This window comes from Flavobacterium sp. SM15, assembly GCF_022012335.1.
Lineage (GTDB): Bacteria > Bacteroidota > Bacteroidia > Flavobacteriales > Flavobacteriaceae > Flavobacterium.
In genome coordinates this window covers 31,528-55,992 of the sequence record NZ_JAKLTO010000008.1, presented here as the reverse complement: position 1 = coordinate 55,992, position 24,465 = coordinate 31,528, and the positions used below count along the sequence as shown (strand labels likewise).

The window sequence follows — 24,465 nt, the reverse complement described above, 5'->3', positions numbered from 1 at the left end:
TTCTGAACTTTAATGGACACATCAGTTAACGTGGTAAAAGAGGTTCCGAACCACAAAAAATACGTCAGGTAACGTGGTAAATTGGATTATAAACCGAAAAATATACGTCAGGTAACGTGGTAAATGGTGTTCATAACGTACTAAAATACGTCAGATAACGTGGTGAATGTACTTTGGAACGTATTGTAACACGTCTGACAACATAATTAACTAAAAAAATAGAAATGAGCGAGAAATTATCCCCTATAGAAGCCATAAAAACCAAAAGCGACGGTTTGCGAGGCACCTTAAAAGAAAGTATTGATTTAGACAATCACACAGGCAACGTGCGTCCTGATGATGAAACCTTGGTAAAATTCCACGGAATGTACGTGCAGGACGACCGCGACCGCAGAGCCGAGCGTGCCGAGAAAAAACTCGACAAACTGTACTCTTTCATGATTCGTTTGCGTATTCCCGGTGGTGCCATCAATGCCGAACAATGGTTAGCCACCCACGATATTTCAGAACAATACGGCACCGGAACTTTAAAAATCACTACGCGTCAAACGGTGCAGTTACACGGGTTGCTAAAACATCAGCTGCGCCCTACTATTCAGGCATTTAATGTAGCGAAACTGGACTCAATTGCGGCTTGTGGCGACGTAAACCGTAACGTGATTGCGAGTTCACATCCGCAATTGTCGCCATTACACAACGAAATTCATGCATATGCCGATAAGATTTCGACTTTGTTGTTACCGAAAACCCAATCGTATTATGAGGTTTTCATTGATGGTGAAAAGATTTACGAACGCTCCGCAGAAGCCGATCCGTTGTATGAAGACCGTTACCTGCCCCGAAAATTCAAGATTGCCATTGCGATCCCACCAAGTAATGATATTGATGTGTTTGCCAACGATATCGGACTGATTGCCGTAATCGAAAACAACCAACTCAAAGGGTTCAACATTGCTGTTGGAGGTGGTTTGGCAACTACGCACGGAAACCCAAACACCTATGCACGTTTGGGGACAATCATCGGTTTTACGGATTCTGAAGAGAAAACTTTGAAAGCTGTCTACGAAATCCTTACTGTGCAACGTGACTTCGGAAACCGCATTGACCGTAAGTTCTCCCGATTGAAGTACACCGTAGATAAAATGTCCGTGGAAGGTTTCAAAAAAGAATTGGAACAGCGCATAGGCTTTGATTTGTTACCGGAACAGCCCTATACGTTTACTGAACGAAACGACCGCTACGGTTGGCAGCAAAACCATGAAGGCAAATGGTTCTACACTTTGTTTGTGGAGCACGGGGTTATTAAACCGTATCAGAAACAGTTTTTATACGAACTGGCGCTACTGAAAATCTCCAATTTCATTTTTTCAGGAAACCAGAATTTGATTTTAGGCGAAATCCGTGAAAATGATAAATCGAAAGTAGATGCGCTTCTCGAAAAACATCAAATCGACAAAAATGACAGCGCACTCCGTAAAAACTCGATGGCTTGTGTGGCCTTGCCAACTTGTCCGTTAGCCCTTGCCGAAGCTCAACGTTATTTGCCGGAGTTAGTAACCAAAATCGAACCGATACTGGAAAAATATCAGCTTCAAAACGAAGAAATCTCCATAAGAATGACCGGATGTCCTAACGGTTGTGGCCGTCCTTATGTAGCCGAATTAGGGTTCATCGGAACCGGGCCGGGACAGTACAATTTTATGTTAGGCGGCGATCGCTACGGCGAAAGATTGAACACCTTATACAAAGAGAAACAAACCGAAGCCCAAATTTTAACCGAAGTAGACCAGTTGTTAGAACGTTACACTAAAGAGAAAAATGAAAACGAAACCTTTGGCGATTTTGCCTTCCGAACGATCATCAACCCGAATTAGATTTGTATTACTTCTGGTTGCGGTTTTCCTATCGGCCTTAAATACATCGGCACAAAAAAAGGTAACCCACCAGCAATTAGTGTGGTACGGCTATTACAATTCGTTAACCTTTAATGAAAATTGGAGTTTGAAAAGTGAAATTCAGGAGCGGCAATTTATTAATCCGACGGCACAGCATCAGTTGGTTTTCAGAACAAATCTGGAGCGAAAACTGGTTGAAAACTGGAATACTTCGGCGGGAATTACCCTGTTTTTGCAAAGCCCAAACGATCCGAATTCCGAAAGCAATTTGATGGTTCCGGAATTGCGCCCGGACCTCGGCTTTAACAACAAACAGAAGCTTTCCTTTCTAACGATTTCCCACCGTTACAAAGCGGAAGCCCGTTTCTTTCACGATGTGGAAAACAATGAATTGGTTGGTGGCTATCGGTTTTCCAATATTCGATTGCGCTACCAGCTAGGTTTAGATTTTCCTGTATGGAAACAAGATGGTCAAGAGAAATTAATCTTTAAAGCAAAAGACGAAGTGATGTTTAATCTCGGAAGTAAAATTGTAAAAAACACTTTTGATCAAAACAGGGTCTATCTGGCTCTGAATTATGTATTAAGTCCTTCACTCGCTGTAGAAGCCGGATACATGAATTGGTTTCAGCAGCAAAAATCGGGAGTGGATTTTTACAATCGGGACATCATTCGCTTTTCGGTCTTCCACAATCTAAATCTAAAAAAGAAAAAACATGAGTAATACCTTATTTCCCGTCTTTTTAAAAACAGAAACCGCACGATTTTTAATTGTAGGCGGCGGCAATGTAGGTTTGGAGAAAACAGAAACCTTATTGCGGCAAAATCCGACGGTCAACATCAAACTGGTGGCGACTGTTATTTCTTCAAAGCTTAAAGAACTATTGGAGCTGAACCCGCACATCGATTTTTACGAACGCCCTTTTGAAGAATCCGACTTAAACGATGCTGATTTTGTGATTACGGCCACCAATGATAAAGTCATCAATTCGGAAATCAAACGAAAAGCAAACCATCTGAAACTATTAGTCAATGCAGCCGATCAGCCAGATTTGTGTGATTTCTATCTTGGTTCGATTGTAAAAAAAGGGCATTTGAAAATCGCTATTTCCACCAATGGAAAATCGCCTACGGTTTCCAAACGCTTGCGAGAAGTACTGGATGAGAACATTCCGTACGAAATCAATGATTCTTTGGAGCATCTTGAGAAATTGCGTGAGCATTTAAAAGGGGATTTCAACCAGAAAGTTGACCGGCTCAATGAAGTGACAAAAGTACTGGTAGAAAAGCAAGAGCCCGCAAAAAGAGGGCGTCTAAAAATCAGCAACCTGAGATTATGGATTTATGGTTTCAGTATTCCGGCATTACTGATAACAGGTTATTTATTGGGCCAACTAATCAGTCCTGTAGAAATTGGGAATTATGGAGCAACATTAATTCATCAGGCTGATGAAAATTTACTGTGGTTCATACTGGCCGGTTTCGTGGCACAATTGATTGATGGCGCACTCGGAATGGCTTATGGAGTTACCGCTACAAGTTTTTTGTTGTCGTTCGGGATTTCTCCGGCGGTTTCCAGCGCCAGTGTGCATGCTTCGGAAGTATTTACCAGCGGGGTTTCCGGGTTGATGCATTTAAAATTCGGCAATGTTAACTCTAAACTGTTCAAGAATTTACTGATTCCGGGAGTTATCGGCGCAATTTTAGGCGCTTACGTACTGACGAGTTTTGAAGAATACAACAATTATATCAAACCTATTGTTTCGATATACACATTGATTCTTGGAATCATAATCATCCGAAAAGCATTGAAAAAAGACAAAAAACGACAAAAAGTGAAACGTCTTTTCCCTTTGGCCGGAGTTGGTGGTTTTCTGGATTCCATTGGCGGTGGCGGCTGGGGACCGATTGTTTCCACTACCTTAATTGCTAATGGAAAGAACCCGCGTTACACCATTGGTTCGGTAAATCTTGCGGAGTTTTTTGTGGCGCTGGCGAGTTCGTTTACGTTTATTGCCACCATTGGATTTACGTTTTGGTCGGTAATTATCGGATTGATTATTGGAGGCGTAATTGCCGCACCGATTGGAGCTCTACTAGCAAACAAAATCCCAACCAAAGCACTAATGATATTGGTCGGGATCGTAATCATCATCACCAGTTTAAAGAGAATTTTGTTATAAACTAAAAGGGGCTTGAATGCCCCTTTTATTATTTCAGTTTTTTAAGTTCTACCAAGACTGCTTCCCCAACCGCATGAGCCGATTGAGGGTTTTGCCCGGTCACCAATCGCTGATCGGTCACCACATGTTGCTTCCATAAGCCGGATTTTTCGAATTTTCCTCCGCGTTCTATCAGTTTGGTTTCTAATGCGAAAGGCACAACGTTTTCCAGTTTTACGGCAATTTCTTCCTCATTGGTAAAGGCGTTGATTTTTTTACCATCAACTAAATATTTACCATTGCTCAATTTAATGTTTACCAAACCTGCAGGGCCATGACAAACGGCACTTACCACACCATTGTTTTCATAGATTTTTGAAGCAAGAGCAGCTATCTCTTTGTTATCTGCGAAATCCCACATAGCACCGTGACCTCCGGCATAAAAAATAGCCACATAATCATTTGGGTTAACTTCTGAGGGTTTCATCGTGTTTTCCACTTTGTGGTGGTATTTGGCATCGTCCCAGAACTTTTTGTTAACCTTATCGGTTAAGTCGAAACCGTCAACCGGAGCTTTTCCGCCTTTTGGGCTTACAAAATCGATTTCATAACCTGCCTCATGTAAAACTTCCCAAGGATGGCTAACTTCTCCTAAATAATAACCGGTTGGTTCTCCGGTAGCGCCTTTTTTATCGTGGCTAGTTACCACAAATAGAATTTTCTTTTTCATGTGTTTTGCGTGTTTAGTTTGTGCTGATGCTTGTGTAGTGCTAAATCCGATGGTGCCAGCGATAATGACCATTAGAAATACTCTTATAAAGTTACTTATTGTTTTCATGATTTTTATTTTTTTAATGATGTTAATGCTGAATTGATCGTGCTTAATTCTTCTTGGTTGAAGGTAATATGCATCGCCTGTGCGTTGGAAAGTGCTTGTTTAGCATTTCTTGCCCCTGCTAAGGCTGTCGTTATCCCGTTTTGCTGAATGGTCCACCCTAAAACCAATTGTGATAAGCTTACTTGTTTGTTTTGGGCGATTGGGTTTAACTGCTCTAAAAATGATTTTACCTTATCCAGATCATGTTGTTGGAAATAACCGTTTCTATGGTCGTCTTGCTTTAGTTTTCCGTTGGTAAAATACTTTCCGGTTAGCAATCCACGTTCCATTGGGCTGTAGGCAATGATACCGATGTCCTTCTGTTCAGAAAAAGGAATCAATTCCTGCTCAATAGAACGGTTCAACATACTGTAAGCAACCTGATTGGAAGCCAGTGTTGTAGATTGTTCTGCTTCCAGCAACTGAGCTATGTTATAATTTGAAACGCCTACCGCTCTGATTTTTCCTTGTTGTTTTAAGAGTTCCATAGCTTCCATCGTTTCGCTAATTGGAGTCGTGGGATCGGCCCAATGAAGTTGTAACAAATCGATATAATCCGTATTCAGTCGTTTTAAACTTTCTTCTACTTCTTTGATAACGTTTTCTTTAGAAGAAAACTTATATACCGGCAAACTTTCTCCATTGTGGTTTACATCGAAAAAATACTCGCCTTTTCTGTTATTGCTTCCATCCCAAACCAAGCCAAATTTGGTTAACAATTGTACTTTGCTTCGGTCTTTGCCTTTCAAGGCTTTCCCTATAACTTCCTCACTTAATCCAAGCCCGTAAAAAGGTGCTGTGTCGATACTGGTCACTCCATTATCGATAGAAGCATGAATGGCTTCTAAGGATTCTTTTTCTTCATTTCCACCCCACATAGTACCTCCAATGGCGAAGGTTCCTAAGGATATGGGAGATACTTGTAACTCTGATTTTCCTAAATTTCTCATACTGTATTTTTTAAATGAATTGTTCTGTTTTTTTATTTTCTGTGATGCTAAAATGTGGCAACACTTTCTCAGCAATAAGCTTCATAGCTTCGTCTATCGGGGTTTCCGATTTTCGCAAATGAATCGCCAAGTGGTTTACTCCTGATTCTTCGTATTGTTTGAAAAGCTCCAATAAATTGTTAATCCCTACCGAACCTCCGAAACGTTGGGTTTTAAAGGGTGCATTCGGATCTTTCAATAAATTAAGGTGGAAAGCAGTGATATAAGGTTTTGCGGCTTGGTTGTTATCATACAAGGCATTCTTCCAATCGATGACCATTTCTCTGGTTTGCTCCACTTCCCTCGGATAATTGAACCATCCTTGCACGTTTTGCGCAATCCAATCCAAATTTTGTTGTGCTCTTCCGGCTAAAACCCAGGGAATATCAGTTTTTGGTTTCGGATAAATCTGAATGGCATTTGATAAACCTTCATAATACAGATTCAGTTCGCTTTTATCTTTCCAGGCTTCGTTAACAATCTTATGATTTAGTACAAAACGTTCTGCTCTTGTTTCAAAATCGTAACCGAATAGAGGAAATTCAATAGGACGATCACCCAATCCAACCCCAAACAAAAAACGTCCTTGTGATAGATTTTCAATTGTAGCCGTAGCTTTAGCCAACTGCAACGGATCGTGAAGTGGCAAAACAATGGCCGCCGTTCCCAAAAGAATCGAATTAGTAATTCCGGAGAGATAACCTAAATACGATAAGGTATCGAAAAGCTGTGCGCCATCTCCAAAGTTCGGATCGTAAACCGGAACTTCGCGCATCCATAAAGCGGCAAACCCCAGTTCGTCGGCTAATTTTGCGTATTTGGAATGCTGGCTCACATCAGGAATTCCAAAAGGTCTTCCTTCAAGATTGCGTTTGCGTTCCCCTTCGAGCGACCAGTCGTTATCCAACGGAAATTCAATTCCTAACGTCATTTTGCCCGGCTGGTGAATTTTACAAATGGTTTCCATTTTACTAACTGTCTAAAATTATTTTCTTGAAATACGAGCGCTCACAAAAGTGACCACGATGGCAGCGGCTACCAGTAAAGCACCAACCCAAGGTGTAGCTTCAAGTCCTAAGGTAGATTCCACAACAATTCCACCCACAAAGGCACCAATGGCAATTCCTACGTTAAAAGCGGCAATGTTGAAAGCTGAAGCAACGTCTTCCGTACCCGGCAAATGCTTTTCAGCAAGCTGTACCACATAAAGTTGTAATCCCGGAACGTTAGAGAACGAAAGCGCTCCCATAACAAATAAGGTAATCATTCCTAAAACCGGATCACTGGCTGTAAAGGTGAAGATTAACAAAGCGATTGCCTGTAAAATAAACATCCACAGTAAAGCTCGCAAAGGATTTTTATTAGCTACTTTCCCTCCTACTAAATTTCCTAAAGCGATAGCGATTCCATACACAACCAATACCATGCTTACCATTGATTCTGAAAAACCGGTAATTTTTTGAAGGATAGGCGATAAATAGGTGAAGGCTACAAAAGTTCCACCATACCCTAAAGCAGTCATTAAAAAGGCTAACAACAAACGTCCGTTGGTAATCACTTTAAACTGGTCTTTTAAAGAAATCTTATCTTCATTTTTGATTTGATTCGGCACTAATATCCAGCTGGAAATAAGTCCAATTACACCTAATAAAGCCACCCCAATAAACGTTGCTCTCCAACCGAACTGTTGTCCGATGAAGGTTCCGAAAGGCACACCGGTTACAATCGCTACCGTTAATCCAGTAAACATTATGGATATAGCCGAAGCTCTTTTATTGGGTGGAACCAAAGCCGCTGCAATGGTTGATCCGATGGAAAAGAAAACCCCGTGCGCAAAACCTGTTACAATTCTTGCGATAACTAAAGTGGTAAAACTTGGCGCTACTGAAGCGAGTCCGTTACCAACTATAAACAACAACATTAAGTAAATAAGAAGTTTCTTTCTGGGAATTCGGCTGGTCAAGGCAGTTAAAATTGGTGCTCCGATTGCAACACCTATAGCATATAAACTAACAAGTAATCCTGCTGATGGGATCGTAATGTTCAAATCGGATGCTACGGTTGGTAAAAGTCCAACAATAACAAATTCTGTAGTACCAATACCAAAGGCACTGATGGTTAAGGCCAATAAAGCGGCCGGTATTTTTTTGGTTGTACTGCTTGCGGTGGCAGTGGTTGCATACGCTGTCGATTTCATATTTGTATTGCTTAAAATTAACAGTACAAAGTTCCGTCGATGGGCGCTTGCAGACGATGAGGTAGATCAATGTTTTAAAGTGAGGTAGATCACACTTTTGTTATCCTTTTAAACGACTAAGCGTTTCTCGTGTAACTCCCAAATAGGCGGCAAGAAGTTTTTTAGGCACTCTTTGAATTAAACGTGGAAGTTTCTTAATCAGATTATTATAGCGTTCTTCGGCGGTTTCTGTAAGTAATGACAAGATTCGTTGCTGTAAAGCAATGTAACCGTGATGCGACTTTATTCTGAAGAAATTATTCATCTTAGGAATTTCATGGCAGAGGTATTCCCTATCTTCCCATTTCAGGCAGAAAAACTCCGAATCTTCAATACAATCGATAAAAATGGAAGCTGGCACTTTATTCTGAAACGCATTGAAATCACTGGTCCAGTACTGCTCCATGGCAAATTGTAAGATATGCTCCTTACCGCTGGAATCGATGGCGTAAGCTTTGGTAAGTCCTTTAATTATCCAATATTCACAAGGAACAAGCTGATCTTTTTGAATTAAGAACTGATGCTTTTTCAAAGACCTGTGTGTGAACCGCCCAGCCACTACAGCCCATTCTTCATCGGTTAAGACGCAAATTTCTTCTATATGTTTTCTTAGTAGTTGATACTGATCTTCCATAGTTTAAAAGTAGTTCTAAAACCATAGTTTACAAAATTTCAATTAAAAATATTCCGATTAAAAGCTTAATAGATTGACTTTGATAAAGTAGTGTTAAATATAATCTGTTCTCAATAAATTCAATCTAATCCTAGTAAATTAGCCGAACTATGGAACACAATGCCTCAAACAACTTAGTAAATGTAAATGGTAAGGAACTTTTTGTTACACTTTATCAACCTTATAAAAACCGACCAACTTTAGTTTTTTTACACGACTCTTTAGGATGTATTACGCTTTGGAGAGATTTCCCGATGAAACTTGGTAAACTTACAAACTGCAATGTAATGGTTTACGACCGGGAAGGTTACGGCAAATCGCAATCGTTTTCCAATCCGGAAAGGGATAATTTCTACTTGGAAAAAGAAGCTGCAATCCTTAATTATTTATTAGACGAATTAAACATAACTGACGCCTTACTTTTCGGGCATAGTGACGGAGGTTCGATTGCTTTGCTTACGGCTTCCAACTATCCTTCAAAAATCAAAGGAGTCATAACAGAAGGCGCACATGTTTTTGTGGAATATGTAACCTTAAAAGGTATCAACGAAGCCATTGAAGCCTATCACAACACCGATTTGGTTGCCCGATTAAAAAAATACCACGGAGAGAATACCGAAGCGATGTTCTGGGCCTGGGCAAAAACCTGGAATACCGAAGCCTTCAGAAGCTGGAACATTGAAAGCTTCCTTTCTAAGATAAAATGCCCTTGCTTAATAATGCAAGGCGAAGACGATGAATACGGAACCTTATTCCAAGTGGAAAGCATTGTAAACCAAGTTAACGGGACATCTGAAAAACTAATTCTTCCAAAAGTAAAGCACAATCCGCACAAAGAAGCACCGGAATTGGTTTTAAAAGCCTGCCAAGAATTCATTACTAAAATAGGTTAATCTTATCCTTTAAAATCATAAAATACTGAAGCTTCCCACATACTTTTTGTAACTTTGTAAAACTCATTATAGTTTTATGCAAAATCGGTATTCCATAGCAATTTCCCCACCAGATGAGGTTATTTCCTCGGTTAAAAACATGAAGGAAAACCTCAACAAAGAGGTAGGATGGTTCAATAGCAAGAACTCTATGGCGCATATTACCATAAATGAATTCATAACCTCCGAACTCCAACTGGAAAACATCAAGAAACAGCTTACTTACATCTGCAACGGGTTTGAGCCCATTAAAGTTCATATGAACAGCTTTGGAAGTTATAACAACGGAGCATTTTACATTGCCCCCGATGATTGTTCCAAAATGGGGTTAAAAACCATAATGCGCCATGTAAACAATTCGCTTTGCATCAACGATAAAAAAACCAGCAATGATCCACACATGTCTATTGCCCGAAGATTATCGCCCGAAGCTTTAGGCAAAGCTAAAAAACTATTCGATGAAGTAGACCTTAACTTTGTTTGCGACCATGTGGTAATCAGACAGTTCAACCCAAAAATAAAACAATTTGAAATTATTGAGCGCTTCCCGTTTAACAACAAACCAAGTGCTGTACAGGGAAGATTATTTTAAGCATATAATTAAAAACATTTCGACTAAAAAGTATACTATGAAACATTCATTATTGCTATTCCTTTCCGCACTAATCATGACCGCTTGTACTTCTACAAAAACAAGTACTTCTACACAAAATACTAATACTGAAACCAATACTCCTCCTTATTTTAAAGCCAGTGGGAATGAACCGTTTTGGGGTTTGACCATTTCCGAATCAGTGATCGAATTGCAATCGTTGGCAGACGACAAGACCTATTCGTTTAGCCATGTAATGCCAATCAAAGCAATGGATGCCAACGTGAAAATGTACCGCACAGAAAATACCGAAGCCAAGCTTGAAATAACCATTCAGCAACAGGATTGCATCAACGATATGTCGGGCGAAAAATCACCTTATATTGTTAGTTTAAATCTTACCAAGAAAAATGGTAAATCTGAAAGTTTAAAAGGATGCGGAAGTTATCAGTTACCATTGCGCTTCCATGATATTTGGGCCTTGGAAAGCTTAAACGGAAAAAAGGTAACCGCTTCCGATTTTGCCAAACAAATTCCTTATTTCGAAATTGATTCCAAAAAAAGCAGTTATTCAGGTTATGGCGGATGTAATGGCATGGGTGGTTCTTTGTTTTACGAGCCGGGAATCTTACGCTTTGAAAAAGGCATAAGCACTATGATGTATTGCGGCGACAACAACAAAGAAAACGAATTTCATCAGGCCCTGAACAAAGTAACACAATACGAATTTAAAGACACTAAATTAGTACTTTCAAATCCTTCCGGTGTGCTTGTAGTAATGAAAAAAGTAGATTAATTACTAAAATAAAAGCTAAGCCATGTTTACTATCGATCAAATTAAAAACGCTCATTCCAAAGTAAAAAGCGGTGCCGATTTCCCTAATTATGTTCAGGATCTCATTAAACTGGGCGTTGTTTTCTATGAAACTTATGTAGACGACGGCCACACCGATTATTACGGAAAAGCGGATTACACCGCGTCTTCAAGTTCAAAATATAAAATGCTTGATATTGCAGCAATCAGTAATACAGAACAATTCAAAAGCGACTTAAAAGCCCATCAGCAAGGTAAAACAGATTATCCGACTTTTTGTAAGGATTGTGCAAAGTCGGGTGTGGAAAAATGGGTCGTAAACACCGAAAGAATGACATGTACTTATTACGACAAATCCGCAAACGAATTGCTGGTAGAACGCATTCCGCAATAATTTACTTTAAAACCACTTACCATCCACATAATACCATTGTTCTCCTTCTTTTTTAAAGGTGGATTTCTCATGATGGGTGTGCGGCACAAGGTTTTTATCCAGATAATATGCTTTGAATTCTACAATAGTTTCAATGGCTTTCACAATTTCTAACTTAACCCAGTGATTCTCGGAAGCAAATACCAAGATGTCTTTTCTGTTATGGTATTTTCGGGTAGATATGTGTGTGGTTGCCAAAAGATAGTCTACATTTTGCGCACAATATGCTGAATAACGTGAACGCATTAAAATTTCGGCTGAAGGTGCTTTTTCAGTTCCTGAAATATACGGCATACAGCATTCGGAAAATGGTTTTTGTGATCCGCAATAACAAGGCGTTTGGGTATTCATCTTTTGGTTATTTTCTACAGTTACAAAAATAGAAAAAGATTGATACAAAAGTGCTCTAATAGAAGTAAAAACCATGTATGCAGGGAGTTTCAGCTCAATTTTATGATTAAAAACTACCGAAAAAAAAATTAAAATATCACTAAATTTAGTGATTGTGCACGGGTGATTTTATAGGTAAGTTTGGAAAATTCTAAACAAAATAAAAATCCAGTGATAATTAAAATGAAATGGTAATTACTTCAAGCCCCAACAATTTATATAGATTACCCTTTTAAATCATTGACAACCCAATTAAAAAATGAGCCTACTAAAAAAAATCTTTGGTAAAAAAGAAACTGAATTTACTCCAGACAATACCCAATTAATACATCTGATCCAAGAATATCATCAAGACAACAGCAACGAAAATTATCTGGCCGTATTGGAAGAACTATACGGCAACAATGCTTTTTTGTTGGTTCCCACGGAAAACAATTCTAAAAACATATCCAATTCAAAAAAATGGAAAACCCTGCAAGCCGGGGAAACCTTAAATTTTACAAGTGTTTTCAATCTCGATGGTTTATTGGTTCTGGGCGTTTTTACTTCCGAAGAAAACTTATCCAAATGGACTAATGAGGAAGCTACTTACACCGCTATTCCAGCAAAAACCGTTTTGGAAATTTCACAAGAGCAGAATTTTGGAAGAATTGTTATCGACAGTGATCAGGATACGATGTTTGTTCTGGAACGAAATACTTCCAACATTAAAACCGATGAAATTAAAGAAGAAACAACAGTAAAAGTTGGAACTCCAATACGTCCTATTGAAGGAGCTCACAAAGAAAGTTTAGTAAATGCTTTTAAAAAAATATCAAATATTTCCGAAGTGTTCCATTTTGCAATGCAACGCAACGAAGAGCAGCTACTAATTTTGGCTATTGTTTTGGAGAACCAGTCCGAGAATGCACGTAAAGCTGTCTTTGGCGCACTCAATGATGGCATGCATGGTTTTGAGCTGGATTTACCTCTTGATATTATGTATCTCCAACCTGAAAACCCTTGGTATGCAACTGCCAAAGAGTTCGAATGCTTTTACAATCGCTAAAAACAACTAAAAAGAATTACGTCCCGCCGACTTTATGAAGTGGCGGAATTTTTATTACTGATGTTTACAAATATACCGAAAAGATTGAAAGAGGAAATTGGAAAAAGAGGAGAAAGTGCAAGCACAGACTCCTCCAAATATAAACCGGCTTTAGCCATTTTATAAAACCGTTGTTAGCAGTAGTACCTACCATTAGATGTTACTTGTCAGTGATAATTAATTTAGTTGACAAATAAATTTCATTGTTGTCATTTAAATGAAGAATATAGACACTACTTGGAATATCATCGCGTTGTAATGTGACTGTATACCCCGAAATATTCTTTATTTGTTTAACTGATTGTCCAAATGAGTTGTAAAGAGATAGGGTTGCATTATTTAAATAAATGTCTGATTGTAAAGTTGTTTGCGTAGAAAATGGGTTAGGGAATATTTTTATAGCAGTTGGATTTTTAATGTTATCTGTTATTCCCATGGGACTTAAGGTGCAATTATTGGATGCAGAAAAATTTACTATTCCCATGTTTATATCATCATATGCATCATAAATTTTATTTGCTATTACACTTGGATCAGTCTCTGTCCATGAAACACCTGATAAATCGATATTATAGTTGTACATATGCTTTATATCATATGATGTATTATTAGATAAACAAGTATTTGAGATGGAAAAATTTTCCGGAAAAGTGTCATAATATAAAACAATTCCGTTAGTATTGTTGAATATTTCACAGTTAATCAAGTGCTGTTGAGGAAATAAATATAACCCATTTGTATTATGGTAAAACTTACAATTTGTATAGGTTCCGCCTGTTCTGGTTGGCGATGATGTAAATTCTGAAAATTCAGAATTATTTACAGTAAAATTAGAGTCGCCATGAATAGCTTCAGCTCCTTTTTTAAAAATACAACTATCAATATTCAAATTTTTGCAATGAGTATATACTCTAAAGTGATCATAAAATAATGTATTAGTGAGTGAAACAGTAAATGATGTCATAGACTCATATCCATAAATGGCATAATAATTATTAATAATTGAAGAATGTGAAATATTTAACACTTCACCAGTTGAATTTGCTGTAATCTTAAAAAGAATATAGGCATGACTACCCTTAAAATATTCAACCTTAGCCCTGCCTCCTAAATTATTTTCTATTTGAAAACCAACCCATTTTGATTTTGCCGGTGTACTTGAATTTGAAATAAACTGAATCGAATCATTTACTGTTCCTCTTGCTATTAAAGCGCCCCTGATTATAATTCTGCGGTCATCATTGACCTTCACAATCACACCAGGTTCAACCGTAAGTGTTTTTCCTGGATACACAGCAATATCACCAGTTACTATATACGGACTATTTGCTTTAGTCCATGTTGTATTTGAAAAAATACCTCCGCTAACATTTGTCTGCCCGTAAGCAGTTATGGAGAGAATAATAATCAAGATGTGTAATAGTTTTTTCATTTTGTTGTTAATTAAAGTATCTTTTTTATGGTATTGCTGCTAACTACTTGCTTTCTGAAACTTTTTGATACAACTGATTCAGTAACACCTGATATTTACTGATTTCTATTAAATGTTCGTCTTCTTCAGCATGATCAAGAAGCTCGTCTAATACTTCGCCGGCATCAACCAGTTTGTTGTTTGCGCCTTTAAAGTCTTTGGCAGCGATTAGGTCAATGGCTTGTTGGATGGTTATTTGTAGTTCTGTGAAGTTGATTTCCATTTTTATTTTAATTTATTCTATTCCTTACTTTTGTCTTGATACAAATCTAATGATTCAACGAATACCAAAACAAAATAATATTTTATGATTTAAAAGTAACAAAAAATACTCAAGTGTTATTTAGCCTAAGGATTTCGTGAACCTAAAGGTTTCAAGACTGGAACGCTGCGCCAAAAAATAAAGCCAAATCCTAAATTATTTTAACTCACTGCACTCAAACAGAAAATAATTCTTAACGGATTTTACTTCATTTTCCTTAACGGCTTCGTGTTCTAAGGTCAATTTGCTCTTAATAAAACGTTTTTCCTTAAATACTTTGCTTAGTTTCCTCTTAACTTACATCTCAAAACCTTACTTTTGTAAGTATGGATTCACTAACACAAATCGTATTAGGTATAGCCGTTGCTGAAGCTTGTGCTGGTAAGGAACTAAAAAACAGAACTTTTCTTTACGGAGCAATCATCGCAACCATTCCGGATTTGGACGTATTGGTTGGAAAATTCTTAAACCCCTTGGATGCTCTAATGATACACCGTGGAATGAGTCATTCAATAGTATTTCATTTACTGCTATCTGTTCCGCTTGCATGGTTAATAACCCGGATTGAAAAAAATAAAATCAACTTTAAGAAAGCAGCATTACTGTCTTTTTTATGTTTGGTTACCCACGCACTTTTAGATTGGTTTACCACTTGGGGCACCCAACTGTTGTGGCCGTTGCAAAATCGCTATTCCTTACAAACCATTTTTGTGATTGACCCGTTATACACCATCCCTTTTATTTACTTTTTGGTAAAAGTCTGGAAAGCCAAAGAAACGGTACTTCGTAGAAAATATGTATTCCAGGGGCTTATCATCAGTAGCAGTTATTTGCTATTGTCCTGCATAATTAAACTCTACGCGTTACATCAATTTGAGAACGCTGCAAAAGAGCAGAACATTAGCTATTCCGAAATTATTGTAAAACCAAGCCCTTTCAATTTGATTCTGTGGAATGCTAATATTGACACTAAAGAAACATACCTCATTGGAGATTATTCCCTTTTAGACAGCAAACCGATTTCATTTCAGAAATACCCTAAAAACTTTGATTTACAAAAACAATTAAAAGGAAACCCTGATTTTGAAAAGCTCAAAATAATTAGTGAAGGCTGGTATCTTGTAACTCAAAACAATGGGATTTTATACTTAAACGATTTACGTTTCGGGCTTTTAGATGATGAGCCTAAAAATCCCAGATTTGCTTTCAGTTATCAATTTGTACAAGGTAAAAACGGATTACATGCCATAGAAGCCCCGAAAAACCGAAAAGATGCTAAAATACTTCTCTCAAAAATGTTTAGCCGTTTAAAAGGCAATTGAATCATCCTCTTAAAAGATTGATGCTTACTGTTGCATAATCCGTATTCGGATATTTTTGGAAATACAACATATCTGGGAATAAACCGGCTTCGGCGGCAACTTTGTGCATTACCTCAATCTCTACAATGTACTGATCTGAAAAACCATGTGTAGCATCATAGGCCGTAGCAGCAGTGCTTCCCAAATTGGCAGCTGTTAATTTTGGCGGAACCGTGTGTAATTCGATCATCAACAAACCGTATTTATGTACGTAAGGCGACCACTTCTTGAAATGCTCCAACAAATTATCCTCTACAGCATTATTGGTTAAATGTTTCCCACGATGAGCAAAAGCTCCGGTAGAAGTACTCACACGGTTTGGAGTACTGGTTTGAGGTTCTTCCCAAATGCGGTTGTGGTCTAAAAAGGTTCTTACGTTGAGTAAATCTTTTAAATCAATGTTGTAGTTTTCCTGTAAATCAGCAGCTAAACCTTCCGGATTTCCAATATCGCCCCAGATTACTTTGGCCCAAATATCGGCTTTAATAAGATTTGCTCTGGTAACTTTTAAAGCGGCTTGGTTGTAATCGGCCCCAACCAGAAACAAAGGATGTTCGTCAAACAATTTACCACGAAGAGTTTGACGTTCAATTACGTTAAATATGTGTTCTAAAAAAGCACCGTTTCCACACCCCATATCCAAAATTCCTTTAGGTTGTTCGTGGATCGGTTTATTGAAAATTTCAATGATTATGTCGTCGATAACCTTAAAATAAGTAGCATGCGCTCCTCCACTGCCCCATACATTCATTTCTCTGTTTACATGAATTTCATCCTGATTAGGAGCCAAATCCCTCATCTCGTTCGGATTACCAAACAACAGACTTTCCATGTGCTTGAACATCGGCAAATAAGATACAGTTACTCCATAGGCAGAAGCACGTTTGGCAAAGAAAAGACCATCTTCGGTAAACTGATAATTACCTTTCTTCTGGGTAAACCAACCCAAATGAGTGAAAAATTCGAGCATTAAAGTGAACGCTTCCGGGTTTTTATGAAATTCTTCCGCTCTAAAGGAAGTCTCCATAAAATATTTGTGAAACATCCCACTCATCCCCAAACTTACAATTAATGGAGCCACCAAATAACCTTCAATATGCATTAACACCTGTTCCTGAACGGCACGCTTTTCATCCTCTTTATCCAAAATCAAATCATACTGGTTCGCATATTTTTGAAAAAGGGGTTGAAGATTTTCAATACTATCGGCAGTAATAACATTTGCAGTAAAAACATCCGTAGTATTTAAAAGTTGTACTACATCCTGATATAAGTGAACCAGTGAAAAGGCAAACTCGGTTTTAGTATTGATTGAAACCGTTACCTGATTGGTGGTATTGTCTACCTCATAGTTCAAAAAACCTTGCGAAGCCAACATACGAAGTGCCACATTCATATACCCTTCATTGGCTTTGAACTTTGCAGTTACTTCTGATAAGGTAGTTTGTTTTTCATTCACAAGGAACTCCAAAACACCCTTGTCTTTTAAACAGACAGCAACCGGAGCAAGGGTTATACCGTCTAAATGCCTGAATATGGATTCGCGTAGTTTGGTTTTTGGTATCATATTGAGAATGTGTGTATTCTCAAATTTATGAAATTTTCTTAACGGTTACACGTCTTAGGTTGAAGAAGTGTTTAAATTCACGATTGATTTTAATATTGTACGGTGGCTGAGGCTCTCGAAGCCACTTGTTTTTAAGGTATACTGGATTAATTAAGTGGTTCCGATATTTACCATAGACTCTTTCATTACGTTCTATTTTAGCTGATGTGGCTTCGAGGGCCTCAGCCACCGATTGGCGTTTTGAATATCGTTCGGCTTAGATTGTAACACAATATTTGATAAGAGTACTGTGGCTTTTCAAAAGCTATTTACTATTTTTCAAGAATGTTTTTCAAATTTAACAAACTCGTATTCATGTCTTTAGCCAACATTTTCTCAATCATGGAAATCATCACATTCATTGGATACTTCATTGTGCTTTTGTTGTTCCAAATCACTTTAGTCTGATTCTCAGAAACCGATTCAAGTTTATAATCAGCATAAGCGACTGCTTTAAAAGGTCTGATAAAACGGATTTCGGTAGCTATCAATTCGTTCTCGATTAACTTTTTTATTTCCTGTTCTCCTTCACCTGCTTTCTTATTCCCATTCCAGGCATAAACAAATCCGGTAGTACCATCTTCTCCTTTAAATTCTTTTTTAGCCGTAGGGTCTGCCATTACCCATATATTGAAATTGTCTTGATTTTTAAGCTGCTTCAAATATCCAAAAACGTTTTGTTTCGAAGTGTTGATCACAACTTCACAAGTAACATCGTAAGTTTTCTTTTTAAGAAGTGCTACCAGTAAAACTAATGCAACTAGAGCTGCAAATACGTATAAAATCGTCGTTAAAATTGTCATTTGATTAAGTTTGATTATTGGTTACTAATTTCAAATTTATACTTTTTTAAACGATAGCAAAATTTACTGTTCATTCTCATCTTTGAATTTCTTCATGATGGTTTTCAGTTTTTCTTTACGAAGTTGTTCCGCTTCTTTTTCCTTATTTTTCTTTTGATCGACTTTCTTTTTGTGCGCCAATCGATTGGTTTCATTACGACGTCCCATTATGCGGTATAATTTCGTTTAATTTCTAAAAAAGTTTTTGAAGTAGTAATTAATAGCGTTACGATTTCCTTTCGCAATACATCAAGATCATCAAAATCAAGGTATTTTGCCCAATTATCGGTAGTGAGCAATTCATTTATGGTTTTAATCACTTTTGAAGTTTCAGAAGCATTGCGCAACATTTCTTTTCCTTGATACTTAGGGTTGTTTTTATGCTGAAAACTTACTTCATTGATTTGCCAGTTAACCTCGATGTAAAACAGATTCTCCTGTTCATTATTCGGATAAAAATCGGTCCAGTTAGCATAACCAACTTTCGTTCTCTGATTAACATTTTTACTGTCTGAATCCAACCTCCAGCGGCAATTGGCTGCCCTTCCCCAATGGTTGGAAACCCGGTACACGCCCTCTTCAGTAAAATAATAAACGCTTCCCGATTTACTGTTATGATTGGGTTTTAATGCTTCAATTTTAAGCTCATCAACTTCTTTAAAAACACAAAACGTATGCTTATGAAAATTAAATTTATTGTAGATTTTTGACATTTCTTAATGATTTGAAGCCGCCGTGTTCATTAAATACGAAGTGAGCTGCTTTATTTTTGCATCCTGCATATGAAACACATCGCAAAATACTAAATTCAAAATTGGCCCGTCTTTTAATTTACATTGTACGGTTCCTTCAGCTATTACGATATCGTTTTCTTCAACCATCCGAATCACTTCAATAATTGGCTTCCCTGTAAAATTTTCGTTCTCAATTTCTTTATCGAAAGCTTCTTTACCGGAAATAGTGAACGTGCCCGGAATGTGCCAGATTACGTCGTCAGTAAGACAGGCTAAGATAGCTTCGTGGTCTATTGCTTTGAAGGCTTCCATGTAATTGTGGACAGTTTGTTTGTTTGGTGTCATGATACTTTTTCTGATATTCAAAGTTACTGATTTTGTTTGTTATGTTCTTTGTCTTGATACAAACTGAAGGTTCAACGACCTGAGCGCTAACAGCTGACCAAGCAATACCAAAACAAAACAACCGGTGGCTGAGCGGAGCCGAAGCCACACCTTAAAAAAAACATTTCTAAATTATTTTAACTCGCTTGCGTCAAACAGAAAATAATTCTTAACGGAATTGCTTTTATTTTTCTTAACGGCTACGCGTTCTTAGGTCGTAAAGTGCTTTTATTGACGTTTCATTTTAAATCATGTAAGAATCGTGATCTTTTTATTAAACGTATTATTTTAATCACATTTTTGTGATCAATTTTTTATACAGAATTTTTTGATTACAAAATCGTGATCAAATTCAGTAAAAAATAAATTTGATTACAAAATAACTTAACCATATCTATATTAAAGTTGTAGAACTGAAAAGCCTTCTATTTAGCGAAATAACTATCTTTGAAAAAAAACAGACAATGAAAGAAATTGTACTCACTTTTGGAGCGCTTTACGGCGGTTTAGCAGTTATTTTAGGAGCCTTTGGAGCTCATGCCTTAAAAAAACGAATGAGTGAAGACTTATTAAAAAGCTTTGAAACCGGCGTAAAATATCAAATGTATCACGCATTGGCCTTAATGCTTACCGCACAATTATTTTCTTTTGAATCCGGCATCGAGCAAAGTGCTGCGATTTGCTTCATTGTTGGCACACTTTTATTTTCATTCAGTATTTATGGACTGTGCCTTTCTTCTATGAATGGCAGCAAATGGCGCTTTCTTGGCCCGATCACTCCTCTTGGTGGGCTTTTACTTGTAAACGGCTGGATCCTATTGGCTTTATCGGTGTAACAAATTCCTTAATTTACTACTTATTGCATTCGAATCTTAACTAATCAATTAAATATGAAAACAAACGCAATTGCTTTGTCTCTTTGCCTTTCTGCCACAATTTTGGTTGGGTGCAAGAAAGATAACAATGAGAATTTAGCCGAATTGAGCGACCCCTTGGTAACCAATCGCGATACTTTGGTAAACCCAGCAGACGATTTCTTTAATTATGCCAACGGCGGATGGTTTAAGAAAAACCCGATTCCTTCTTCTGAGCGCAGTAACGGGATTTTCAGAACTATTGGAGACACCATCAACTCTCAAATCAAACAAATCTGTGTAAAAGCTTCGGAAGATACAGGTGCTGAAAAAGGAAGCAACAAACAAAAAATCGGTGATTTCTACGCTTCAGGTATGGATGAAAACGCAGTGGAAAAAGCTGGGTTAAATCCGCTTAAAGCAAATATGCAAAAAATTGATGCGGTTAAAGATGTACCTTCATTAATGGCAACTATTGGTTATCTGCACACTCAAGGTGCTGGTCCTGCGTTTGGGTTTTATGTGGGTCAGGATGATAAAATTAGTACACAATACGCCGTATTTCTTGCTCAAGGCGGTATTGGAATGGGGAACCGTGATTACTATTTCAATACAGATACAGAAACTACAAAAATCCGAACGGAATATGTAAAACATCTTGAAGCGATGCAAAAACTTACCGGAGCAGACGATGCGACCGCTAAAAAGAATGCAGCGCTTATCATGAAAATGGAAACAGAAATGGCAAAAGCTTCAAGAAAATTAGAAGCATTGCGCGATCCTGTTAAAAATTACAACAAAATGAAAGTAGCAGAACTGGATAAAATCACGCCAGCCGTGAAATGGAGCCCGGTGCTTCAGGAAATGGGAATCAAAAATGCTCAGGAAGTCATTGTAGGTCAGCCGGAATTCTTCAAAGCATTAAATACTGTTGTAAACCAATACACTATCGAAGATTGGAAAGTTTATTTGAAATGGGATTTGGTGAATTCATACGCTTCCTATCTGAATAAAGCCATTGACAAGCAAAACTTCTACTTCTACTCTACTGTAATGAACGGGGTTAAAGAACAGAAACCAAGATGGAAACGCGTTGTAGAGCAAACCGACGGGTCTTTAGGAGAGCTAATTGGTCAAATTTATGTTGACGAATATCTGCCAAAAGGTTCCAAAGAAAAATTACTGGAAATCGGGAATAACATCCGTTCAGTATATGCAGACCATATCAGACAATTGGACTGGATGGGTGAAGAAACCAAGAAAAAAGCTTTAAGCAAGCTTTCCAAAATTGTGATGAAAGTTGGTTATCCTGACAAATGGAAAGACATGAGCGCTTTAACCATCGACAGAAACTCGTACTGTAAAAACGTAATGAACGCCAACATCTGGGCTTACAATTACATGACTTCAAAATATGGAAAACCGGTGGATCGTACCGAATGGAGCATGTATCCGCAAACGTATAACGCTTATTACAACCCAAGCAATAACGAAATTGTAGTGCCTGCTTGTAATATTATCGTTCCAGGATTTGAAGGAAAAATGCCGGATGACGCAATTTTATACGGAATCATTGGAGGATCTACTTTCGGTCACGAAATCACGCACGGTTTCGACGATCAGGGAAGCCAGTACGACGAAAACGGAAACCTGAACAATTGGTGGACTGCTGAAGATTTGAAAAAATTCCAGGCAAAAACCAAACTGATTGTTGAGCAGTTCAACAACTATACTGTTTTAGAAACCAAACATTTAAACGGTGACGCTACGCAAGGAGAAAACATTGCCGATTTAGGCGGTGTGGTAATGGGGTATGAAGCGTTCAAGAAAACGGAGCAGTACAAAACGCAACAAAAAATCAGTGGTCTAACTCCAGATCAACGTTTCTTCTTAGCCTATGGTTACGCATGGATGGTTAATATGAAAGACGAATCCCTTGCGAATCAAATCATAGTAGATGTTCACGCACCGGCTCAATGGCGTATCAACGGACCATTAAGCAACATGCCGGAATTCTACAAAACCTTTAATGTAAAAGAAGGCAACAAAATGTTCTTACCGGAAAACAAACGTGTTAAGATTTGGTAATTCTACAAATGAAACACAATTTAAAATACGCAATCTTTTGTGTTTTCTTTTTAACCATCGGGTGCATTAAAAATTCACCCGAGGTTGTTTTTGAAAACAACAATCACCAGGTTGTTGATAGTGTAAAAATTTACACTAGAAGAGATTGCAAACCTTTAACACTATACAATATTAAGCCAAAAGAATCAAAAACGGGAAATATCATTTTCTGTAGAAACAATAAATCTGACGGATCATACGGTATTGAGATTTTTAGAAAAGGAAAAATAATTACCACAAATGGATTTGGATATTACACCAATGGTGGTAGTATAAATCACTCTTTTCAGATTCATTATGGAGAGTTTGGCTCTATATTAGTTAATAGCAAATAAAAAAAACCGCTCAGTTGAGCGGTTTTTTTTATCTGTAAAGTTTCTACCTGATTAAGGGAAGATACCTCTTTGTTTGTATGCCATTTCGATACGAACTAAAGCCTGAATGTAAGCTGCAGTTCTCCAGTCTGTTTTGTACTGACCACCAGTGATTACTACACGGTTGAAAGCGTCTTCAACTTTCTTTCTCAATTTGATGATTACATCGTCCATAGTCCAGATTTCTCCGTTACGGTTTTGCAACCATTCAAAGTAAGAACCAATTACACCTCCAGAATTACATAAAATGTCCGGAATGATTTCGATTCCTTTTGCTAATAAGATCGCTTCACCTTCAGTATCGATAGGTCCGTTAGCTCCTTCAGCAATTACTTTAGCTTTTACAGTATCAGCATTAACTTCAGTAATTTGGTTACCTAAAGCAGCAGGAATTACGATATCACAGTCAATTCCGAAGAAATCTTCTCCAGCATAATCCTGAGTGTTTTTGAAACCAGAGATTGTTCCGTTGTCCGCTTGGAAACGTAATAAAGCTTCCGGATCAATTCCTTCAGGGTTGTAGATTGTTCCTGTAGCATCCTGAACTCCAACTAAGATTGCTCCGTTTTTGTTCATGAAATGTGCCGCCCAATACCCTACGTTACCGAAACCTTGAACAATATATTTTTTACCTTCTAAAGTAGTGTTTCTTAATTTAGCCCAAGACTCTAAAGTAGCAACTACCCCGAATCCTGTTGCACGGTCACGTCCTTCCAAACCTCCTGAACCTACTGGCTTACCAGTTACAACGTGTTGGTTTTTAGAACGCTCAGCCGGAGATTTTGTAGACATATACGTATCTGCAATCCAAGCCATCATTTGTGCGTTAGTGTTAACGTCCGGAGCAGGGATATCATGCTCAGGACCGATATTATCTCCTAATGCGTAAGCAAAACGACGCGTGATACGCTCTAATTCCCCTTGAGAATATTTTTTAGGATCTAACTGGATTCCTCCTTTACCACCTCCGTAAGGAAGTCCTGCCAATGAAGTTTTCCATGTCATCCATGTAGCTAATGCTCTTGCTGCATCGATGTCTACCGTTGGGTGGTAGCGAAGTCCTCCTTTGTAAGGACCTAGTACATTGTTATGTTGTACACGGTAACCAGTGAATACTTCTACTGTACCGTTATCCATTTTTACTGGAAAGTGTACGATAATCTCATTGTTTGTGGTAGAAAGGATTTTTTTAACTGTTTCATCCAATCCCATTACGTTAGCCGCCTTTTCGAACTGATTTTTTACGTTCTCATACATGCTAGGCTGTGGCTTTGCTGCTGTTGCCATAGTTTCAATTATTTACAACTTAATTTTGTTTGTTTGTTTATTTTGAGGCTTTAAAAAAAGCAAGCAAATATATGGTTTTAAAA

26 protein-coding genes are annotated in these 24,465 nt (G+C 37.9%); 12 read left to right on the top strand and 14 right to left on the bottom strand.

All coding sequences use genetic code 11. The features are described 5' to 3' along the window. The first annotated feature begins 224 nt into the window (after positions 1-224). The 3 genes from LZZ90_RS12645 to LZZ90_RS12635 are packed head-to-tail and all read left to right on the top strand — an operon-like array spanning position 225 to position 4,078. Positions 225-1,874, top strand: a complete 1,650-nt coding sequence (locus LZZ90_RS12645; RefSeq protein WP_237791069.1) for an NADPH-dependent assimilatory sulfite reductase hemoprotein subunit — start codon at positions 225-227, stop codon at positions 1,872-1,874. Then, on the top strand, positions 1,819-2,619 hold the full coding sequence (locus LZZ90_RS12640) for a DUF2490 domain-containing protein (RefSeq protein ID WP_237791068.1): 801 nt from the start codon (positions 1,819-1,821) through the stop codon (positions 2,617-2,619). The genes LZZ90_RS12645 and LZZ90_RS12640 overlap by 56 nt, the downstream gene beginning before the upstream one ends. Then, the gene (locus LZZ90_RS12635; protein ID WP_237791067.1) at positions 2,612-4,078 is read left to right on the top strand and encodes a TSUP family transporter; all 1,467 of its coding nucleotides are present in this window, start codon (positions 2,612-2,614) and stop codon (positions 4,076-4,078) included. Before LZZ90_RS12640 ends, LZZ90_RS12635 begins: the two co-directional genes overlap by 8 nt. 28 nt (positions 4,079-4,106) lie before the next feature. On the opposite strand, the gene LZZ90_RS12630 is transcribed toward LZZ90_RS12635, so the two are convergent. The 5 genes from LZZ90_RS12630 to LZZ90_RS12610 all read right to left on the bottom strand — a co-directional run bounded on the left by LZZ90_RS12630 (position 4,107) and on the right by LZZ90_RS12610 (position 8,793). After that, entirely contained in the window at positions 4,107-4,895 is a 789-nt protein-coding gene (locus LZZ90_RS12630; RefSeq protein ID WP_237791066.1) for a type 1 glutamine amidotransferase domain-containing protein, read from the bottom strand. 5 nt (positions 4,896-4,900) lie between these two features. Next, a complete protein-coding gene (locus tag LZZ90_RS12625; RefSeq protein ID WP_237791065.1) occupies positions 4,901-5,884 on the bottom strand; it encodes an aldo/keto reductase in 984 nt (327 codons plus the stop codon). A 10-nt stretch (positions 5,885-5,894) separates the two neighbouring features. Continuing rightward, entirely contained in the window at positions 5,895-6,890 is a 996-nt protein-coding gene (locus LZZ90_RS12620) for a TIGR03571 family LLM class oxidoreductase (protein WP_237791064.1), read from the bottom strand. A gap of 18 nt (positions 6,891-6,908) precedes the next feature. Then, entirely contained in the window at positions 6,909-8,120 is a 1,212-nt protein-coding gene (locus tag LZZ90_RS12615) for an MFS transporter (RefSeq protein ID WP_237791063.1), read from the bottom strand. A 100-nt stretch (positions 8,121-8,220) separates the two neighbouring features. Then, positions 8,221-8,793: a Crp/Fnr family transcriptional regulator gene (locus LZZ90_RS12610; protein WP_237791062.1), complete on the bottom strand. Its 573-nt coding sequence runs from the start codon at positions 8,791-8,793 to the stop codon at positions 8,221-8,223. Between the two features lie 149 nt (positions 8,794-8,942). Here LZZ90_RS12610 and LZZ90_RS12605 point away from each other — a divergent pair, with 149 nt between their 5' ends. The 4 genes from LZZ90_RS12605 (at position 8,943) to LZZ90_RS12590 (ending at position 11,564) form a co-directional block, all read left to right on the top strand. After that, on the top strand, positions 8,943-9,725 hold the full coding sequence (locus tag LZZ90_RS12605; protein ID WP_237791061.1) for an alpha/beta fold hydrolase: 783 nt from the start codon (positions 8,943-8,945) through the stop codon (positions 9,723-9,725). A gap of 76 nt (positions 9,726-9,801) precedes the next feature. Next, a complete protein-coding gene (locus LZZ90_RS12600; protein ID WP_237791060.1) occupies positions 9,802-10,356 on the top strand; it encodes a 2'-5' RNA ligase family protein in 555 nt (184 codons plus the stop codon). Between the two features lie 37 nt (positions 10,357-10,393). Next, positions 10,394-11,152: an META domain-containing protein gene (locus LZZ90_RS12595; RefSeq protein WP_237791059.1), complete on the top strand. Its 759-nt coding sequence runs from the start codon at positions 10,394-10,396 to the stop codon at positions 11,150-11,152. 22 nt (positions 11,153-11,174) lie between these two features. After that, positions 11,175-11,564, top strand: a complete 390-nt coding sequence (locus LZZ90_RS12590; RefSeq protein WP_237791058.1) for a DUF1398 domain-containing protein — start codon at positions 11,175-11,177, stop codon at positions 11,562-11,564. Positions 11,565-11,570: 6 nt separating this feature from the next. On the opposite strand, the gene LZZ90_RS12585 is transcribed toward LZZ90_RS12590, so the two are convergent. Continuing rightward, positions 11,571-11,954: a YchJ family protein gene (locus tag LZZ90_RS12585; protein WP_237791057.1), complete on the bottom strand. Its 384-nt coding sequence runs from the start codon at positions 11,952-11,954 to the stop codon at positions 11,571-11,573. Positions 11,955-12,252: 298 nt separating this feature from the next. Between LZZ90_RS12585 and LZZ90_RS12580 the strand changes: the two genes are divergently transcribed. Continuing rightward, positions 12,253-13,041: an SseB family protein gene (locus LZZ90_RS12580; protein ID WP_237791056.1), complete on the top strand. Its 789-nt coding sequence runs from the start codon at positions 12,253-12,255 to the stop codon at positions 13,039-13,041. A gap of 199 nt (positions 13,042-13,240) precedes the next feature. Here the strand turns inward: LZZ90_RS12580 and LZZ90_RS12575 are convergent, their stop codons facing one another. After that, positions 13,241-14,512, bottom strand: coding sequence for a T9SS type A sorting domain-containing protein (locus LZZ90_RS12575; protein WP_237791055.1), 1,272 nt, complete (start codon positions 14,510-14,512; stop codon positions 13,241-13,243). A gap of 43 nt (positions 14,513-14,555) precedes the next feature. Then, positions 14,556-14,774 (bottom strand): hypothetical protein, encoded by a 219-nt coding sequence (locus tag LZZ90_RS12570; RefSeq protein WP_237791054.1) that lies wholly within the window; start codon positions 14,772-14,774, stop codon positions 14,556-14,558. 365 nt (positions 14,775-15,139) lie between these two features. Between LZZ90_RS12570 and LZZ90_RS12565 the strand changes: the two genes are divergently transcribed. Next, entirely contained in the window at positions 15,140-16,135 is a 996-nt protein-coding gene (locus LZZ90_RS12565; RefSeq protein ID WP_237791053.1) for a metal-dependent hydrolase, read from the top strand. A 1-nt stretch (position 16,136) separates the two neighbouring features. Here LZZ90_RS12565 and LZZ90_RS12560 read toward each other — a convergent pair whose 3' ends face one another. The 5 genes from LZZ90_RS12560 to LZZ90_RS12540 form a co-directional block, all read right to left on the bottom strand. Further along, positions 16,137-17,741, bottom strand: a complete 1,605-nt coding sequence (locus tag LZZ90_RS12560; RefSeq protein WP_237791052.1) for a class I SAM-dependent methyltransferase — start codon at positions 17,739-17,741, stop codon at positions 16,137-16,139. A gap of 311 nt (positions 17,742-18,052) precedes the next feature. Beyond that, a complete protein-coding gene (locus LZZ90_RS12555; protein WP_237791051.1) occupies positions 18,053-18,583 on the bottom strand; it encodes an SRPBCC family protein in 531 nt (176 codons plus the stop codon). Positions 18,584-18,646: 63 nt separating this feature from the next. Next, positions 18,647-18,790 carry a hypothetical protein gene (locus tag LZZ90_RS12550; RefSeq protein ID WP_237791050.1) on the bottom strand — a complete coding sequence of 48 codons (144 nt, stop codon included), beginning with the start codon at positions 18,788-18,790 and terminating at the stop codon, positions 18,647-18,649. Beyond that, positions 18,790-19,335 carry a hypothetical protein gene (locus LZZ90_RS12545; protein WP_237791049.1) on the bottom strand — a complete coding sequence of 182 codons (546 nt, stop codon included), beginning with the start codon at positions 19,333-19,335 and terminating at the stop codon, positions 18,790-18,792. Before LZZ90_RS12545 ends, LZZ90_RS12550 begins: the two co-directional genes overlap by 1 nt. 3 nt (positions 19,336-19,338) lie before the next feature. After that, on the bottom strand, positions 19,339-19,722 hold the full coding sequence (locus LZZ90_RS12540; protein WP_237791048.1) for a nuclear transport factor 2 family protein: 384 nt from the start codon (positions 19,720-19,722) through the stop codon (positions 19,339-19,341). 482 nt (positions 19,723-20,204) lie between these two features. Between LZZ90_RS12540 and LZZ90_RS12535 the strand changes: the two genes are divergently transcribed. Genes LZZ90_RS12535 through LZZ90_RS12525 form a run of 3 tightly spaced genes read left to right on the top strand, consistent with a single transcriptional unit; the run spans position 20,205 to position 23,056 of the window. Further along, positions 20,205-20,576 carry a DUF423 domain-containing protein gene (locus LZZ90_RS12535; RefSeq protein ID WP_237791047.1) on the top strand — a complete coding sequence of 124 codons (372 nt, stop codon included), beginning with the start codon at positions 20,205-20,207 and terminating at the stop codon, positions 20,574-20,576. A 54-nt stretch (positions 20,577-20,630) separates the two neighbouring features. Continuing rightward, a complete protein-coding gene (locus LZZ90_RS12530) occupies positions 20,631-22,682 on the top strand; it encodes a M13 family metallopeptidase (RefSeq protein WP_237791046.1) in 2,052 nt (683 codons plus the stop codon). Between the two features lie 8 nt (positions 22,683-22,690). Next, positions 22,691-23,056, top strand: coding sequence for a hypothetical protein (locus tag LZZ90_RS12525; RefSeq protein ID WP_237791045.1), 366 nt, complete (start codon positions 22,691-22,693; stop codon positions 23,054-23,056). A gap of 51 nt (positions 23,057-23,107) precedes the next feature. Here LZZ90_RS12525 and LZZ90_RS12520 read toward each other — a convergent pair whose 3' ends face one another. After that, on the bottom strand, positions 23,108-24,382 hold the full coding sequence (locus LZZ90_RS12520) for a Glu/Leu/Phe/Val dehydrogenase (protein ID WP_237791044.1): 1,275 nt from the start codon (positions 24,380-24,382) through the stop codon (positions 23,108-23,110). Positions 24,383-24,465 lie beyond the last annotated feature (83 nt).